This window comes from Novacetimonas pomaceti, from assembly GCF_003207955.1.
In the GTDB taxonomy this organism is placed as follows: Bacteria; Pseudomonadota; Alphaproteobacteria; order Acetobacterales; family Acetobacteraceae; genus Novacetimonas; species Novacetimonas pomaceti.
This window is the reverse complement of sequence record NZ_NOXG01000004.1, coordinates 1-17,117: the sequence shown is the minus strand read 5'-3', so window position 1 is coordinate 17,117 and position 17,117 is coordinate 1. Positions and strand designations below refer to the sequence as shown.

Genomic DNA, 17,117 nt, shown 5'->3' with positions numbered 1-17,117 from the left:
GGGGATACGCGGACCGTCACAATAGTCCCCATATGGGACTGGATATGTGCGGCAAAAGCTGTATCATCGATTCGTTTTATCTGTCCGCTTCATGTTCCATGGGCCGAGGTCTGTCCCGGATGCTCTCCGATGCCGTCAATGCCGTCATAGGCGACATCTACCGCTGCGCGTTCGATGGCAGCCACTGGCAGCCGACGCTGCTGGAGGTGTCGCGGATGGTGGGCGGGATCGGGGCCGCGATCGTGCCCAACGGGCGCGACTGCCCCGAACTGCGCTTCAGTTCGTCGCGCATCATGGAATCCGACCAGATGTATTACGACCACATGTGGCGGCATGACCCGTACCGGATGCATCTGCACGCCCATCCACACCCGCAGGGCGAAATATCGGATACCGCCCTTGTCACGGACGCGGAACTGGACCGCCACCCCTATTACCAGGATTTCCTGCGCAAATTCGACGTGGGCCGGACCAACCGCTTCTATTTCGCCGATCCCGCCTGCCCGCCCTTCAGCCTGTCGATCCAGCGCCCATGGAGACATCCCCATGAAACGGAGGGCGAACGCAGGCTGCGCGTGATGCTGGGACAGCATGTGTGCCGCGCGGTGGCGATGTCGGCGGCCGAACGCCGCAGCCGCGTCCTCGCGCACGGGTTCCATGAAATCTGCATGCGCCTGTCAACCGCCGCCGCGCTGGTGGATCACGACGGACGGACGGTGTTCATGAACGACGCCATGTCCGGCCTGCTGGGCGACGGGATCGCCTGCGTCGATCACCGCATCGTCTGTTCGCACCGCGAAAGCCAGCGGCGGCTTGACGACCTGCTGCGCGGGGCCCTGTATCCCGACGCGGCAACACAGGTGGCCCCGGAACGCTTCATCACGCTGCAATGCCCGTCAGGCCAGCCCGTCGTCGCGCGCGCCATGCCGCTTTTTCCCGGAATGGACGCCACGGACACGGGCGGGCGTCCCGCGCGCGGCATGGCGCTGGTGATGTTCCACCGCCCCGGCGCCCCCACCCCGGACGTAAGCGACGCGCTGCACCTGCTGGGACTGAACCAAAGCGAGGCGCGGCTGGCCCGGCAGGTCGGCAATGGCCTTTCCCTGAAAGAGGCCGCGCGGGAACTGGGGATTTCCGACCATTACGCCCGGTCCATCCTGCGCCATGTATATGAAAAGCTCGATGTGAACAGCCAGTCGAAGCTGGCCGCTTTCCTTCGCGACCTTCCCACCCCATATGCAGGCACGCGGGCCTGATCACGTCCCCGATGGCGCGGACATGCGCGCGATGTCTTGGTTTCGCGCGGGCATTGGGGCACATTGCCCCTGCCGCCCTGTCCCGTCCGGGACGGGCATGACAGGCAGCACCGTCCCGCGCCGACATGGCGGGACCGCCGCCCCATGACACGTCAATTACAGATCCGAAGGTTCCATCCTGATGGCCGAAAGCCCTGCCCCCTTCCAGCCCACCACCAGCGCGGGCATGACCGACGCGATCGGTCATACGCCGCTGATCCGCCTGCATCGCGCGTCCGAGGTCACGGGATGCGACATCTTTGGCAAGGCCGAGTTCATGAACCCGGGCGGATCGGTCAAGGACCGCGCGGCGCTGGCGATCATTGACGACGCGGAGCGGCGCGGCGTGCTGAAACCCGGCGGCACGGTGGTCGAGGGCACGGCGGGCAATACCGGCATCGGCCTGACGCTGGTGGCCAACGCGCGCGGCTACCGCTCCATCATCGTGATGCCCGAGACGCAGAGCCAGGAGAAGATCGACTTCCTGCGCATGATCGGCGCGGACCTGCGCCTTGTCCCGGCCAAGCCGTTCCGCGATCCGGGCAACTATGTCCATGTCTCGCGCCGCCTGGCGGAAGAGACCGGCGCGGTCTGGGCCAACCAGTTCGACAACCTTGCCAACCGCGAGGGACACCGCCGCACCACCGCGCCTGAAATCTGGGACCAGATGGGCGGGCGCATCGACGCCTTCACCTGCTCGTGCGGGACGGGCGGCACGCTGGCGGGCGTCACGCTGGGGCTGGAGGACCGCGCCCGCGCCGCCGGCGTCGCCCGCCCGCGCGTCGTCCTTGCCGATCCCGAGGGTTCGGGCCTGTACGGGTGGGTCAAGTCGGGGGACCTTTCGATCTCCGGCTCCTCCATCACCGAGGGCATCGGGCAGTCGCGCGTGACCGGCAACCTCGAGGGGCTGCATTTCGACGATGCCGAACGCATCCCCGACGCGGAGGCGCTGGAGCAGATCTATGAACTGCTGATCCATGAGGGGCTGTCGGTCGGCGGATCGGCGGGCATCAACGTCGCCGCCGCGATCCGCGTGGCGCGCGCGATGGGTCCGGGCCACCGCATCGCCACCATCCTGTGCGATGGCGGCGCGCGGTACCAGTCCAAGCTGTTCAACCCGACATTCCTGCGTTCGAAGCACCTGCCGGTGCCGTCATGGCTGGATAAATAGGCAATGGCCCCCGGCCCCGGAAACGGGGCGGGACAAGGGACCGGTCAATGGCCCGGGGGATGGCGGCGCGGCCCTTCCCCGACATTGAAACGGAGTGAAACAGCAGGTGTGAAGCCTTCTCCATTCGTCTAGGATGCCGTGCCATGGACCTGATGCCGCATATCCTCATCGTTGATGACGACCGTGAAATCCGGGAACTGCTTGCCCGCTTTCTCGAACGCAATGAACTGCGGGTCACCACCGCGCGCGACGGGCAGGACACGCGCCGCAAATGGACCGGCGGACATTACCAGCTGGTGATCCTCGACCTCATGCTGCCGGGCGAAAGCGGCCTTGACGTCGCGCGGTGGCTGCGCACGCAGGCGGACGTGCCGATCATCATGCTGACGGCCATGGGCGACGATACCGACCGGATCATCGGCCTGGAACTGGGCGCGGACGATTACGTGCCCAAACCCTTCAACCCGCGTGAACTGCTGGCGCGCATCCGCGCGGTGCTGCGCCGCGTCAACGACAATCCCGACCCGCGCAGCGTGCCTTCGCGCAGGCTGCTGCGTTTCGCGGGATGGGAACTCGACACCGTGCGCCGCCGCCTGCTCAACCCCGCCGGGACGGAGGTTCCGCTGACGGGCGGGGAATACGACCTGCTGATGGCGCTGCTGGAACGCGCCAACCGGGTCCTGACGCGCGACATGCTGTTCGACATGCTGCGCGGGCGGCAGGCCGGGCCGTTCGACCGGGCCATCGATGTCGCCATCAGCCGCCTGCGCCGCAAGCTGGAGGATAACGGCCGCAACGCACAGCTGATAAAGACGGTGCGGGGCGGCGGATATGTCCTGGCGGCAGAAATCGAACGGGTCTGATCCGTTGCACGATGATGCCCGGCCCCTGATCCACCCTGACGACATCCTGCCCGTGGCCGAAGAGCCGCCGGGACGCCTTGGGCGGCTGCGCGCGCTGCTGCTGCGGCTGCGTCCGCCCTCGCTCGCCGCGCGGACCAGCCTGCTGCTGATCTGCGGGCTGGGGGTGATCCAGGCGGGCGGCCTGACCATCCATGCGCTGGACCGGCTGGATTTCGACCGCCGCATGATGGAGGAAAAATACCATACCGAGGTGGCGACCCTGTATCGCGGGATCGTGGAAACCGCCCCCGACCATCGCGACGCCGAACTGACCACCCTGCACATGCCCGCCACCTTTCACGCGGAACTGACGCCCGGTCCCGAACCCGACATGATCGACAGCCTGATGGCCGCACCGCGCGGCGGCCGCATGGGCGGGGGACACATGGACTGGTGGGGTGGCGGTCCCGGCGGCGGCCCGAACGGCGGTCCGGGGCGCCGGATTGGCGACCGCGATGGCGATCGCGACGACCGCGCGCGCGCCGACCATCGCCCCGACGGCCCGGATGACAGGCCGCCCGGCCCGCCGCGCGGGCAGCCCCACGGGTTCGGTGGCGGACCGTTCGGGGAAAACCGGCCGCCAAGGATGGGGGGCATGCCGCCCCTGCCGCCCAACCTGCGCCCGCTGCAGGTCATGGTTTCCCCCACCACCCGGGGACGCAGGCACGCCATCGCCTTCCTTCTGCCTGACGAGCATCGCTGGCTGACGATCCATTATGTCGTCCCCCGGCCCAGCATCTTCCGCTCCCCCACCTTTCCCATCGCCTTCATCCTGATGACGGTGGCCGGTGGTGTGCTGATCCTGTGGGGCGTGCGCCGCCTGATCGCGCCCGTCGGCACCCTTGCCGCCGCGGCGGAGGCGCTGGGCCGCGACGTCAACGCCCCCCCGATGCCCGAGGACGGCCCGCAGGAGGTCGCGCGCGCCGCCATCGCGTTCAACACCATGGCCCGGCGCATCCGGCGGTTCCTGTCGGACCGCACGCTGATGCTGACGGCCATCGGCCATGACCTGCGCACGCCCATCACGCGCCTGAAACTGCGTGCCGAGTTCATAGAGGACGAGGAGATGCAGCAACGTTTCCTGGCCGACCTGGACGAGCTGGAATCGATGGTCGCCGCGACCCTGTCCTTTGGCCGCGATGCCGAACAGCGCGAACCGATGAGTTCGCTGAACCTGACCATCCTGCTGCAGACCATCCTGGACGAGGCGACGGAGACGCGGCCCGACCTTGCGGACGCGATCGGCTTTACCGAGGATCCGCCCGACGTCACGATCCATGCCCGCCCGGTCGCGCTGAAACGCGCGCTCAACAACCTTGTGATGAACGCCGTCAAATATGGCGGCGGCGCGCGCGTCACCCTGTTCCCCCCCGAACCGGGCGGCCGCAACGACCCGGACGAGATGGTCACCCGCCTGTGGATCGAGGATGACGGTCCCGGCCTGCCGCCGGAGGATCTGGAACGGATGTTCGATCCCTTTGTCCGGGCCGAGGACAGCCGCAATCGTGAAACCGGCGGAACGGGGCTGGGCCTGTCGATTTCGCGCAACATCATCTGGGGACTGGGCGGGGACATCAAGCTGGGCAACCGCACGCCGCATGGCCTGCGTGCCAGCGTGACCCTGGTCTGCTGAAGGGAACCTGAAAGCAGCCCACGGATGAAAGGCAATAAAGGTTTCCGGGTGTCGGATTCTTTCAAAGATGCGCTGTTCTTCGACGCTTTTTGGCAAAAAGCCGTGCCACAAAACCCTTCAGTCATGCGTGCGGACACATCCCCGGGATCCCGGGGCGGCAAAATGTGTTCAGGTAAATGGAACGTCCGGTTATCCTTTCCCACTACGCCACGACAGGACCGTGTCCCTTCCGACCACGCGGGGAATTACCCCCGCTTTTTCACAAGGAAACGTGGCCCGTCGCATTGATGCAGGACCGTCCCCCGACATGTGCCACGATACGCCCTGCCCTTCTTCCCCCGCCGGAGCCATGAGCCCCTGATCCATGCTTGACCGTCTTTACGCACGCACCCTGCGCCTGTCCGCCAGTCGCCACGCGCCGTTATGGCTGGCGCTGGTCGCCTTTGCCGAGGCCAGCTTTTTTCCCCTGCCACCCGACCTGCTGCTGATCCCGATGGTGCTGGCGCAACGCGACCGGGCGTGGCGGCTGGCCATGATCTGCACCGCCGCCAGCGTCTGCGGCGCGGTGGCGGGATGGTATGTCGGGGCATTCGTGCTGGAATACGCGGCCATGCCGATCGTGCGCTTCTATCATGCGCAGGCGACGCTGGCGGGGCTGCAGGCGCGATTCCGCGAATGGGGGGTGTGGATCATCCTCATCAAGGGCCTGACCCCCATTCCCTTCAAATTCGTGACCATCGCCAGCGGGGCGGCGCACCTGTCGCTGGCGCCATTCCTCGTGGCATGCGCCATCACGCGCGGGGTGCGGTTTTTCCTGGTCGCCGCCCTGCTGCGGCGTTTCGGCGCGCCGGTGCAGGCCTTCATCGAACGCCGCCTGCCGCTGGTGGCCGGGGCGTTCGCGGCGGCGATCGTGGCGGGATTCGTCGCGCTGAAATATATCTGACGCGCAGCAGACGGCGATATCGCGGCCACCCCGCCCCGGATCGCGCGGCAAACGCCACGGCGTGCCGCCGTGCTTTGGGCCGGTATGCTCCGGGCCGGTATGCTTCGGGCGCGAACGCGTGATAACATGGCGTCAACGCATCATTTTCCATGGACCCTCCCGCGTCGCGCCGGGGGCCGTCCCTGTCAAACACGGAGCCAATCTTCATGCCGCAACAGGTTGCTGTCATTACCGGAGCAGGGGCGGGCATCGGTCGCGCCACCGCCCGCACCCTTGCACGGGCCGGATGCGATATCGCCCTGATCGGGCGCAACCGGGACCGGCTGAACGACGCGGCGGCGGAACTGCGCGCGCTGAATGTCCGCACCCATGTCGCCTGCGCCGACGTGGCGGACGCGGCGGCGCTGGACATGGCGGCCGAGGAAATCGAGAAGGAACTCGGCCCCATCACCATCTGGGCCAACTGCGCCGGGGCGGGCGTGCGCGGGCAGCTTGCCGCCATTACGCCCGATGAAATCCGCCGCGCGACGGAGGTCACATATCTGGGCACCGTCAATGGCACGCGTTCCGCCCTGTTGCGCATGCGCCGGCGTTCATACGGCACGGTCGTCAACCTTGTCGCGCTGTCGGGGCTGCGCCCGCCGCCGCTGCAATCCATCGAAAATGGCGCGCGGGCGGCGATTCGCGCCTTTTCCGAAAGCCTGCGCCCCGAACTGCTGCATGATGGGGACCGCATCCACATCGCGCTGGTGCACCTGCCATCCATCAACACCCCGCATTTTTCATGGACGCGCAACCATACGGGCAAGCGGCTGAAGCCGATGGGCCCCGTCTATGAACCCGAAATCGCGGCGGAGGCGATCTGCCGCGCGGCGTTCGGGAAATACCGCGACATCTGGGTGGGCACGTCGGGGATCAAATCATGGCTGATTTCCACCTTCCTGCCCGGCCTGTCGGACCGCTGGCTGTCGAAAGGCGGCTATGCCCGGCAGATGGAAAAGACGCCGGTGGAGGGGAACGAGCCTGATGACCTGTTCGGCACGGTGGCCGGGGCCTATGCCGCGCATGGCCGTTTCGACATGATCACGCGAAAGGCGGTGCCGCCGCTGCTGACCTCCCGCCATGCGCAGGTCGGCACGGCCATCGCGGCAGCGGGCCTTGCGCTGACGCTTGCGATCCGCTGCCGCCGTCGCGGCTGAGGACGCCTTTTCAGGGGAACCGGCGGGGACGGTATCATCCCCGCCGAAAAGACCGGGCCGGAAAAGCTGTTTCAAAAGCCTGCCTTTGCGGCATCAGGTCAGGGACCGTTTGAAAACAGCTCCTCGATAAAATTAATAGACGTTTTTGGGTGTCGCCTTTTTTCAAAAAGGTGACGTCTTTCGAAGCTTTTTATAAAAAGCTTCACCAAAAACTTCTGTCATTTTCATCAGCAGGTCATTTTGCGACAGTCTTTCAGGGACCATAGATTCCTGAAAGACATGTCATCGGAAAGTATCCAGACAGTATCCATTGTCCGATATGCAGTATCGGACGGGCAGATGCTGGCAGTTTCAGGCCGTGCATCCCTTGCGGTAAAGATCCCCCGACCACACCCACCATCCGGGCCGCGCCACCGCGTCCTGCGCAAGGTCCGCCGCCTCCGGCGTGTCGAACAGGGCAAAGCACGTCGCGCCAGACCCGCTCATCCGGGCAAAGCGGCAGCCGGGGGCGGCGCGCAGGGCCGACAGCACCTCGCGAATCGTGGGGCAGACCTCGCAGGCCGCTTCCTCCAGATCGTTGTTCAGCCCCGACAGGGTCCCCACCATGTCCGACAGCGTATCCCACCGCGCCGGCAGGTCCGGGGCGGGGCTGAAACCACCCTTGCGCGCGCGGAATATGGCCGGGGTGGAAACGCTCATGCCGCAATTGACCAGCATCATCCCGCATTGCGGCATCACCGGCGCGGGACGCAGGATTTCGCCAATGCCGCTCATCCGGGCGGGAACCTGATCCAGACAGACCGGGACATCCGCCCCCAGCCCGGTCGCGATATCCACCAGTTCGGCGCGCGGCACGTCCAGGTTCCATGCCTTCATCACCGTGCGCAGGGCGGCAGCGGCATCGGCGGATCCGCCGCCGATGCCCGACGCCACCGGCAGTTCCTTGTGCAGGACGGCATCCAGTGACGGCAGCGCCGTCGCGTCCGCCCCGACCCATGCCCGCAGCGCCGAGGCCGCGCGCACGACAAGGTTGGTGGCGTCATCCCCCACCAGCCCCGCGCCGAACATCCCGTCAATCCGCAGATCCATGGCCGCGCCCTGCCGCGCCGCGATTTCGACCTCCAGCACATCCGCCGCCCCGGCGAACACCGCCACACTGTCGAGCAGATGGTACCCATCCGCACGGCGTCCGGTCACATGCAGGTAAAGGTTGATTTTCGCATGCGCCGATTCGCGCTGGGTTGCCGTCACTGACTTGCTCCGTCCTTCTTGTTGGTTGCTGGTTTGCCGGTCACTGGTTTGCCGGTCACTGGCGCATCCGGCGTGGCGTGCGCCGCCCCGTTCCCCGGCACGGCGGGCGATGGCGCGGCGGGCGCGGCGGATGCACCGGGCGCGTCCGGCACCTGTGGGCCGGCACCCGCATTCGCATCCGGCGTGCCGCCGGTTTTCCCGGCACCATCAGGCGTGGCCGACGCGGACGCGGGCGCATCGGCCGCGGGCACGATCCGCAGGTCCATCGGCACCGTCGCGTGGACAGGCGGATGCACCGCCGTCCGGGACGCGGCATAGGCCAGCGCCGCCGAAATCTTGCGCTGGTCCGACGGGTCGGGATGGAGCTGGGATGCTTCCTGCCAGGAATTCACCGCCTCAAGCTGGCGGCCCGACACCCAGTACGCGACGCCAAGGTGGTAATTGATCGCCGGATCCTGCGGCAGCTGTTCCGCCGCGCGCTCCAGCAGCGGCAGCCCCTCGCCCACATGACCCAGGCGCAGCATCACCCAGCCGACGCTGTCGCGGATCTGCCCATCATCGGGGGAAAGCGCCAGCGCCCGGCGCAGGTAATTTTCCGCCGCCGCGGGATCATCGCCATGTTCCACCATGGAATAGCCGAGATCGTTGAGCAGCTCCGCCTCGTTCGGGGCCATGCGCAGCGCCTGCAGCAGCCCCGCCTTCGCATGTTTCCAGTCGCCAAGGCGGTCATAGGCGATCGACTGCCCGAACAGGATGCGCCAGTCGTCCCCCTCCAGCGTGCCGGACAGCGCCAGCGCGCGGGTATAGGCCGACAGCGCCTGCCGCCATTTGCCCTGCCCCAGCATGATGTCCCCCATGTCGCACCACAGGGTCCGGTCATCAGGCACGTCATGCAGAAGGCCACGGATGATCCGCTCCGCCTCCATCCGGTGGCCCAGCGCCATGTCCAGCTCGCCTTCCTCCGCGCGGACCACGACGGCCATCGGATCGGTGGACGGGACCTCCGACAGGACATCGATGGCCTGCTGGTTCTCGTCCTCCATATGGAACAGCGAGGACAGCAGGATCCGTGCCTCCGTATTGTCGGGATCAAGCATCAGCGACAGGCGCAGCATCATCTGTTCCGTGCTGCGCAGGGTGGTGATGTCATGTTCGTGGGCGGTGCGTTCGTCACCCGGCTTCCGCTGTGGCGTCTCGGCGCTGGTCTGTTCATCCATCAGCAGCGCCAGCAGGCCGTACGCCTGCGCCATTCCCTGCCGGGGCGTGGTCAGGACCGGGCGGTCCAGTGCCGCGATCAGGGCGGAACGCGCCGGTTCCAGCGCCGCCATGGCGGTGATCTTGGACGCGACCATGTCACGCGCCTCACGCGCCTTGCCCTGCCGGTACAGCCAGTGGGCCAGCACGCGCGTGGTGAACAGGTCGCCGCCCGACATGCCCATCGCGTGGCGGTACAGCGTGTCCGCCCGCATCGACTGCCCCCCCAGTTCCGCGATCAGGGCGGCGTGGAGCGTGTAATATCCCCCCAGCATGCGATCCGCCTGCGCCGCCGTCAGCGCGGACAGCGCGTCGTCCGTGCGGCCCAGCCCCTGCAGCGCCCATGCCCGCAGCAGGGGACGGACGATGGTCATGATCGGGTCGTCGGGGGCCTTGTCATAATGGGCCAGCGCATCGGCCCAGTTCCCGGCGATGGCGGCCGCGTTGCCCATCACCAGTTCGGGCACCACACCGGGGGGCTGCTGGCGCGCAAGGCGGGCGGCCTCCGGACTGCCGGCGAGGATGGCGTAAAGGAACGCCCGCAGGACGAACGGCTTGTAGGAGGGGGCAAGCTGCGCCGCGCGGGCGAAGGTGCGCGCGGCCTCCGCATTGTCGCCCTCGCTCGCCGCGACGGTGGCAACCAGCACGTTCGTCGCAAGGCTCTGCGCCACGGTGCGCGTGGCGGCGGGGGTCCGCACGGCGGTCGCGGGGGCGGCGGCATGCGTTTCCCGGTTGGGAATAACGCCAAGCAGCGGTACAACAGCGGCGGCGACGGCCACGCGCCAGAAACGGAAGGACAGCATGAAACCAGAATCTAGCGTGTGCGCGACGCGATGCCAAACCCCGCCCCCGCCCGCCGCGTCCACGCCTGCGGCGTCGGCACGTTCGGTGCCGGGGCAAAGAAGCGCCCTGCCTGTCCGGGATGTATCCATCCGATGACCGATTCCCTGTCCCTGTTGCAACTGTATGTGGAATGGGGCGCGGACGAAGCACTGTCCCCCTTTCCCATGGACCGGCTGTCCCCACCGGCCCAGCCATCCCCCCCCATACAGCGTGAGGGGGACGAGGGACATCACTTTTCACGCGCGCCGTCCCGCCCTGCCGTCCCCGCCACGCCCGCCGCGCCATCGCCCGCAGTGCCGTCGCGGGGCCATCCGCCGTCCCCGTCGCCCGTCACGACAGGCGTCGAGCAGGCCACGGACGCGGCACGGGCCTGCGCCGCGCGCGCCACCACGCCCGAAGAGCTTCAGGCCGCCATGGCCGCCTTCCGGCAGTGCGGCCTGCGCGATACCGCGACCCATACCGTCGCGCCACAGGGACGCGTCGGCGCGCCCGTGATGGTGGTGGGCGAGGCCCCCGACGCGGACGAGGACCGCGGCGGCGTCGCGTTCTGCGGCGAAACGGGACGCCTGGTGGACCGGATGTTCGGCTCCATCGGGCTGTCGCGCGACGACCTGTTCCTTGCCCCCGTCATTGCGTGGCGTCCGCCGGGGGGGCGTCCCCCCTCTGCCATGGAGCTGAAATGCTGCCTGCCGTTCATCCAGCGCCTGATCGTGCTGGCGCGGCCACGGCGCCTGATCCTGATGGGCAACATCCCCGTGGCGCTGCTGACGGGCGAACGCATCACGGCGGCGCGGGCACGCGGGAAATGGCGCGACATTTCCATCCCCCCGCACGGCGCGGACGAAGGCAACGCTTCGCCCGCCCCGCGCGTTATCCCGGCACTTCCCATGCGCCACGCGCAGCAGTTGCGCGCCAGCCCGACAGCCCGTCGCGATGCATGGAAAGATATGCTGGAGTTACGCAAAACCCTTGAAGCGGACGCGCACAATCATGACGCGTAATCATGATATATTAACGGAATGCAACCTATGAACAGAAGGCATATCAACATGTGTTTCAGAACGTGTTTTCAAGGATATATTTCGGTTTCCACATCTGTTGTGAAATCTTATTGATTAGGGTTGCGCGCAATCGGGTTGCTTTCTTGTGCGCAAGGCCCTAAACCCCGCGAGCCATGCGAGGGATAAACCATACCCCCCCCACCGCGGTGACCGCATTTCTGGCGGGCGCCGCATTCCTGGCAGGAGCGGCCTTCGCGCCGCTTCGTGCCCAATCGGTGGACCCCAGGCCTGATCCGGATGGATCAGCCCATAGCGGCCACAACGAGGAAACAGCGCTCGCGCTTCCCCGCTTCCCGACCAGGGGCGGTGGCAGTGTAAGCCTGCCGCGGGTGCTTACCCCCGACGACGCCGCGCGCATCCGCAAGGTCTTCGCCCTCCAGCGCGAGGGACGCTTCGACGCCGCCATCAGCCAGACCGCCAGCATCCGCGATGACGTGCTGCTGGGCGATCTGCTGGCGGCGCGTTACCTGAACCCAGCCTATCACCCCACCGCCGGACAGCTGCGCATGTGGCTGCGGACCTTTTCCACCCTGGCGGATTCCCCGGCCATCTATGGCCTGCTGGTGGCGCAGACCCCGCGTGGGGCCACGCTGCCCCCCGCGCCGCCGAACATCGCGCTGGGCAGCACGCATGCCCCCGCGCATGTCCGCCTGCCGGAAGAGGACGATCCCTCCCTGCGGGTGTTCACGCGCAACAGCCTGCTGGACCACACGGTGCGCGAACGCGCGTCACAGGGCGTCAAGGGCGCGCGCAGCGCCCTGCACCTGATCCAGATCACGCCGGGCCTGAACGACCTGTATGCCGCCCACCTGCGGACCGAGGTCGCGATGAGCCTGTTCAGCGCGGGCGAGAACCGCCTGGCGCTGAGCATCGCGCGCGACGCCTTCACCACGTCCTCCGGACGGCTGGGGCTTGCGGGCTATGTCGCCGGGCTTGCAGCATGGAAGCAGGGACGCCCCGACGAGGCCGAACCCCTGTTCGAGGCCGCGTCGCGCGCCCCCCTTACCCCCGGCAGCATCCGCGCGGGCGCCGCCTTCTGGGCCGCGCGTTCGCATCGCGCGGTGGGCGACGTCGCGGCGTACGAGCCGTGGCTGCATCGCGCCGCCGCCGCGCCGCATACCTTCTACGGCATGCTCGCCAGCCAGGCGCTGGGCCTGCGTCATCCCGCCCCCGCCCGTCATGGCGGGACGTTCGGCGATGCGCCGTCCCTGTCGCTGGCCGATGACCGCCAGCCCCTGCATGAAGGCACGCCCGTCCTGGGTGAAATCGACGTGGAGGCCGTCGCCGCGACGCCTGCCGGACGCAGGGCCTTTGCCCTGGCGCAGGTGGGCGAGAACGCGCGGGCGGAGGCGACGCTGCGCCGCCTGTGGCCCGATGTGCAGAACGACGCAGCACTCTGCCACTCCCTCCAGCTGGTCGCGGACGCGATGGGCATGAAGGAGCTGGCGTCGCAGATGGCGTTGCTGATCCAGTCGCAGGACGGGGAGCAGTCCGCCCACCAGACCCGTTTCCCCCTGCCGCCGCTGCGCCCGGATCACGGGTTCCGCATGGACCCGGCGCTGGTCTATGCGCTGACGCGGCTGGAATCCAATTTTGACGCCAACGCGGTCTCCGGCTCCGGCGCGCACGGGCTGATGCAGGTGATGCCGGTGACGGCGGGCTTTGTCACCCATAATGGTGGCGATTACGCCGCGCATCCCACGGCACTGCACAATCCGGGCCATAACCTGGAAATCGGACAGCTGTATGTCCTCTACCTCGCGCAGCTTTCGAGCCAGCATCCGGGACCGCATGCCCCGGCGGGGGGCGACCTGATCCGCATGCTCGCCAGCTATAACGCCGGGCCGTCAGCCATCGCCCGCCGCGCCGCCAACGGCACGGACGAGGTCGATGACCCACTGCTGTATATCGAGCAGCTGCCCAATAACGAGACACGCGATTACGTGCGTCGCGCCTTTACCTATCTCTGGATCTATGCCGACCGGCTGGGCCTGCCCTCGCCATCGCTGGAAACGCTGGCCCGCAATGAATGGCCCGCCTTTGGCGCTGAACAGACCCTGGCGGCCCGCACGTCACGCACCATTCACTGATCCCCTCCCCGGATACCGGGGCTGTTTCAGGCAACACACTGATAATAAGGTAATAAAAGTTTTTGGGTGCCGCCTTTTTTCAAAAAGGCGGCGTTCTTGCGAAGCTTTTTGAAAAAAGCTTCACCAAAAACTTTCCCATGATTATCCGGGCGCTTCCCGGACCGGGAAGGCGTCAGTTTTCCGCCAGCACCTGACGGCTGGCCCGCACGCGCACCACGCGCCGTCCCTCCATCTCCAGCACCTCGAACAGCCAGCCTGAAAAGACCACCTTGTCGCCATTGGCCGGCACGCGCCGCAACAGCGCGAGGATCAGCCCGCCAAGGGTATGGTAGCTTCCTTCCGCCGGCAGGTCCGACAGGTCCAGCCTGTGCTTGACCTCATCGGCCGGCATGGAACCGTCAAGCACCAGCACGTCATCATGGGCCAGCCGCTGCGGTGGGGTGCTGCCGGGTTCGTGCTGTTCGCCCACGATGGCCCCGAACAGGTCGGAGGAGGTCACGATCCCCTCGAACGAGCCATATTCATCCAGCACCAGCGCCATGCCCAGCGGGGAGGCACGCATGCGGTCCAGCATGTCGAATGCCGATAATGTGTCCGGCACGGAGATGGGACGGCGCAGCCCCGCCTCGACCGAGGGGCTTTTGCCGTCAAGGAAACGGTCCAGCATGTCCTTCGCCAGGATGACGCCCACCGGGTTGTCTACCCCGCCATCGCACACGACAATGCGCGAATAGGTGGTGGAGCGCAGGATCCGCAGCAATTCCGCGCGCGGGACATGCCGTTCGATCCAGCACAGTTCCGTGCGCGGCGTCATGATGGCGCGCACGGGACGGTCCGCCAGCCGCAGGAGGCGTTCGATCATGTCGCGCTCTTCCTGCTCCAGCACCCCGGCCTGCGCGCCTTCGGCGATGTAGGCGCGAAGCTCCTCTTCCGTCAGGGCCGTGCTGGCATTGGCACTGACCCGCATCAGGCGCAGCACGAGTTCCGACGCCCGCCCCAGCAGCCAGACCACCGGACGCGAAACCCAGGCCAGCCCCTCCAGCGGCAGGGCAAGGCGGGCCGCGATCTGTTCGGGCTGGCGCAGGGCGATCTGCTTGGGCACCAGTTCGCCGCCCACCAGCATGATGCCCGTGATGGCGCTGACCACGACCGTCATCGAAATCTCGCTGGCAAAGGGGGCAAGGCGGGGAAAATGCAGCAGCCAGTGCGTCATCCGCGCCTCGATGCTGGTGCCGCCGAACGTGCCCTCCAGAATCGAGACGAGGGTCATGCCGACCTGCACCGTCGGAAGGAATCCCTGCGGGTCATTCGCCAGTTTCAGGGCCCTGTCGGCCCCCTTGACCCCGGCCTTAGACATGACCGCCAGACGCGCCCGGCGCGCGGAAATCAGGGCCAGTTCCCCCATCGCGAAGACGCCGTTAAGGAGAACGAGGCAGAATATGATAATCAGGGAGACAAGCATGATTCCGCGATCGTAGAGCATATCGCGCGAAGCTGGGACACCTGAAATCCTGAATCTTGCGACATGGCGAACGACACCGCGAATCAGGACTCCGCAGGTCCCGATTCGCGGCATTCCGATCACATCGCCGGATCACATCGCCAGATATGGAAATGGCGGGGACATGCCCCGCCATCTGCTCAATGCCATTCCTGTCGGGGACGCATCCCTCAGTCGGCGGCAGCCGCCGTTTCGGGCTGTGCCGAAACCTTGTTGACGCGCGGCGGAGTCGCCGGCTTCTTGCGGGCCGCCAGCTCTTCCATCTTCGCATCGACATGCTGCGTGAAGACGTATTCCGCGGGCCGCTGGTTCGCCAGCGAGATTTCCGGCACCATCGGCTTTTCGGTTTCCGGCCCGAACAGCGCGACCTTGGCGATATGCCACGGACGGCGCACGGCATCCATCACCGCCGTGGATTCGTATCCGGAATGGACCATGCAGTCGGCGCACTTTTCATAGTTGCCGGTGCCATAGGCATCCCAGTCGGTATCGGCCATCAGCTCTTCAAAGCTCTTGGCGTAACCTTCGCCCAGCAGGTAGCACGGACGCTGCCAGCCAAAGACGTTGCGCAGCGGCTTGCCCCACGGGGTGCAGTGATACTGCTCGTTCCCGGCAAGGAAGTTCAGGAACAGCGGCGACTGCGTAAAGCGCCACTTCTTGCCCTTGCCCAGGCGGAAAATGTCGCGGAACAGCTGCTTCGTCTTCTGGCGGTTCAGGAAGTGTTCCTGGTCCGGCGCGCGTTCATAGGCATAGCCCGGCGCGGTCATGATGCCATCGACGCCCATCGCCATCACTTCGTCGAAGAAGGCGGCGACGCGCCTGGGGTCCGCGCCATCGAACAGGGTGCAGTTGATGGACACGCGGAAACCGCGGGCCTTTGCCTTCTTGATGGCCGCGACGGCGCGTTCGTACACGCCTTCCTGGCAGACGGAGGCGTCGTGCATCGCCGGATCGCCATCAAGATGCACGTCCCACGAGAAGAAGGGGCTCGGCTCGTAATCGTCGAGTTTCTTTTCAAGAAGCAGCGCGTTCGTGCACAGATAGACGTACTTCTTGCGCGCGATCAGCTGCCGGATGATTTCCGGCATTTCCTTGTGCAGCAGCGGCTCGCCCCCTGCCACGGCGATGACGGGCGCGCCCGCCTCGGTATCCGCGTCGAGGCATTCCTGCACGGTCATGCGCTGGTTCAGGATCTGCGCCGGGTAATCGATCTTGCCGCATCCCGCGCATGCCAGGTTGCACCTGAACAGCGGTTCGAGCATCAGCACAAGCGGATAGCGTTTGCGGCGCGTCAGGTGCTGCTTGACGACGTAGGCGCCCACCCGGACGGCCTGCATAATAGGAACGGCCATGAAACCTCTGCTCCTGCACCGGCGGTGTAACGCCGGTCTTGATTCCAAATCATGTAGTCCGGACTATGGACACGTCCGATCGCAAGAACACAACCCCGACATTCAACAGCCGTGCATCAGGAACATGGCGCAGTTGCGGAGTTGTTACGACACATGAACACTTTCGCGGCTGTATAGGACAAAAAACATCCTGTATTCAATTGCTATCGTGCAGGGTGTGGCGAAATCACAACACACGGGGTTTTAGTAGTATCCACCCTTGCCATGATGACCACAAGGGGCGAACACCTTGCGGTCGTCATGAATGACCATGACCATGTCGCTGGATATCCGATGCCGCGGCCTTCGCCCCAGCGTGTTCCGGGCGCGGCCCGGACGCCGGGCATCGAGGCGGCCGACCAAGAAACCGGCTCAGGGTCTGGCCCGTTTTCCCGGGACGGATCCCGACAGAACATAATTATGGACGCAACCATCATGGACCAGCCGAAGGCAGCACCAACGCACGAAGCCACTTCCCCGTCGGCCTCCCCCGACGCGGAGTCCTGGGGCTCGATCCCGACGCTGGGCCGTTTTGCGCATCTGGACCGGGTGCGTTACCCGCATGACCTTCGCAACCTTTCGG

Annotated in this window: 12 protein-coding genes; 8 read left to right on the top strand and 4 right to left on the bottom strand. The window is 66.5% G+C overall.

The window, feature by feature from the left end:
- Window positions 1-119 precede the first annotated feature (119 nt).
- From CFR71_RS06065 to CFR71_RS06040, 6 genes are all read left to right on the top strand, one after another.
- The gene (locus CFR71_RS06065; protein ID WP_133251094.1) at window positions 120-1,256 is read left to right on the top strand and encodes a helix-turn-helix transcriptional regulator; all 1,137 of its coding nucleotides are present in this window, start codon (window positions 120-122) and stop codon (window positions 1,254-1,256) included.
- Between the two features lie 181 nt (window positions 1,257-1,437).
- Window positions 1,438-2,466: a cysteine synthase A gene (locus CFR71_RS06060; RefSeq protein WP_110528649.1), complete on the top strand. Its 1,029-nt coding sequence runs from the start codon at window positions 1,438-1,440 to the stop codon at window positions 2,464-2,466.
- 143 nt (window positions 2,467-2,609) lie between these two features.
- Entirely contained in the window at window positions 2,610-3,329 is a 720-nt protein-coding gene (locus CFR71_RS06055) for a response regulator (RefSeq protein WP_110528646.1), read from the top strand.
- Complete coding sequence (locus tag CFR71_RS06050) at window positions 3,298-5,001, top strand: ATP-binding protein (protein ID WP_110528643.1); 1,704 nt, start codon at window positions 3,298-3,300, stop codon at window positions 4,999-5,001. The genes CFR71_RS06055 and CFR71_RS06050 overlap by 32 nt, the downstream gene beginning before the upstream one ends.
- Before the next feature lie 364 nt (window positions 5,002-5,365).
- On the top strand, window positions 5,366-5,944 hold the full coding sequence (locus tag CFR71_RS06045) for a YqaA family protein (RefSeq protein WP_110528640.1): 579 nt from the start codon (window positions 5,366-5,368) through the stop codon (window positions 5,942-5,944).
- A gap of 206 nt (window positions 5,945-6,150) precedes the next feature.
- Window positions 6,151-7,143, top strand: a complete 993-nt coding sequence (locus CFR71_RS06040) for an SDR family oxidoreductase (RefSeq protein ID WP_110529036.1) — start codon at window positions 6,151-6,153, stop codon at window positions 7,141-7,143.
- A gap of 351 nt (window positions 7,144-7,494) precedes the next feature.
- Here the strand turns inward: CFR71_RS06040 and CFR71_RS06035 are convergent, their stop codons facing one another.
- The gene (locus tag CFR71_RS06035) at window positions 7,495-8,394 is read right to left on the bottom strand and encodes a 4-(cytidine 5'-diphospho)-2-C-methyl-D-erythritol kinase (protein ID WP_110528637.1); all 900 of its coding nucleotides are present in this window, start codon (window positions 8,392-8,394) and stop codon (window positions 7,495-7,497) included.
- Entirely contained in the window at window positions 8,391-10,580 is a 2,190-nt protein-coding gene (locus CFR71_RS06030) for a tetratricopeptide repeat protein (protein WP_110528634.1), read from the bottom strand. The genes CFR71_RS06035 and CFR71_RS06030 overlap by 4 nt, the downstream gene beginning before the upstream one ends.
- A gap of 3 nt (window positions 10,581-10,583) precedes the next feature.
- Here CFR71_RS06030 and CFR71_RS06025 point away from each other — a divergent pair, with 3 nt between their 5' ends.
- Together CFR71_RS06025 and CFR71_RS06020 are read left to right on the top strand one after the other, a co-directional pair.
- On the top strand, window positions 10,584-11,492 hold the full coding sequence (locus CFR71_RS06025) for a uracil-DNA glycosylase (RefSeq protein ID WP_110528632.1): 909 nt from the start codon (window positions 10,584-10,586) through the stop codon (window positions 11,490-11,492).
- A gap of 173 nt (window positions 11,493-11,665) precedes the next feature.
- Window positions 11,666-13,642: a lytic transglycosylase domain-containing protein gene (locus CFR71_RS06020; protein WP_110528629.1), complete on the top strand. Its 1,977-nt coding sequence runs from the start codon at window positions 11,666-11,668 to the stop codon at window positions 13,640-13,642.
- A 172-nt stretch (window positions 13,643-13,814) separates the two neighbouring features.
- Here CFR71_RS06020 and CFR71_RS06015 read toward each other — a convergent pair whose 3' ends face one another.
- Window positions 13,815-15,104 (bottom strand): hemolysin family protein, encoded by a 1,290-nt coding sequence (locus tag CFR71_RS06015; RefSeq protein ID WP_110529032.1) that lies wholly within the window; start codon window positions 15,102-15,104, stop codon window positions 13,815-13,817.
- Window positions 15,105-15,313: 209 nt separating this feature from the next.
- Window positions 15,314-16,495 (bottom strand): adenosyl-hopene transferase HpnH, encoded by a 1,182-nt coding sequence (gene hpnH / locus CFR71_RS06010; protein WP_110528626.1) that lies wholly within the window; start codon window positions 16,493-16,495, stop codon window positions 15,314-15,316.
- Window positions 16,496-17,117: the final 622 nt, after the last annotated feature.

Excerpts from the sequence above, each read along its gene's own strand:
- CFR71_RS06065 (WP_133251094.1), top strand. The coding sequence starts at position 120 with ATGCTCTCCGATGCCGTCAATGCCGTCATAGGCGACATCTACCGCTGC.
- CFR71_RS06060 (WP_110528649.1), top strand. The coding sequence starts at position 1,438 with ATGGCCGAAAGCCCTGCCCCCTTCCAGCCCACCACCAGCGCGGGCATG.
- CFR71_RS06055 (WP_110528646.1), top strand. The coding sequence starts at position 2,610 with ATGGACCTGATGCCGCATATCCTCATCGTTGATGACGACCGTGAAATC.
- CFR71_RS06050 (WP_110528643.1), top strand. The coding sequence starts at position 3,298 with ATGTCCTGGCGGCAGAAATCGAACGGGTCTGATCCGTTGCACGATGAT.
- CFR71_RS06045 (WP_110528640.1), top strand. The coding sequence starts at position 5,366 with ATGCTTGACCGTCTTTACGCACGCACCCTGCGCCTGTCCGCCAGTCGC.
- CFR71_RS06040 (WP_110529036.1), top strand. The coding sequence starts at position 6,151 with ATGCCGCAACAGGTTGCTGTCATTACCGGAGCAGGGGCGGGCATCGGT.
- CFR71_RS06030 (WP_110528634.1), bottom strand. The coding sequence starts at position 10,580 with ATGGATACATCCCGGACAGGCAGGGCGCTTCTTTGCCCCGGCACCGAA.
- CFR71_RS06025 (WP_110528632.1), top strand. The coding sequence starts at position 10,584 with ATGACCGATTCCCTGTCCCTGTTGCAACTGTATGTGGAATGGGGCGCG.
- CFR71_RS06020 (WP_110528629.1), top strand. The coding sequence starts at position 11,666 with ATGCGAGGGATAAACCATACCCCCCCCACCGCGGTGACCGCATTTCTG.
- CFR71_RS06015 (WP_110529032.1), bottom strand. The coding sequence starts at position 15,104 with ATGCTTGTCTCCCTGATTATCATATTCTGCCTCGTTCTCCTTAACGGC.
- hpnH (WP_110528626.1), bottom strand. The coding sequence starts at position 16,495 with ATGGCCGTTCCTATTATGCAGGCCGTCCGGGTGGGCGCCTACGTCGTC.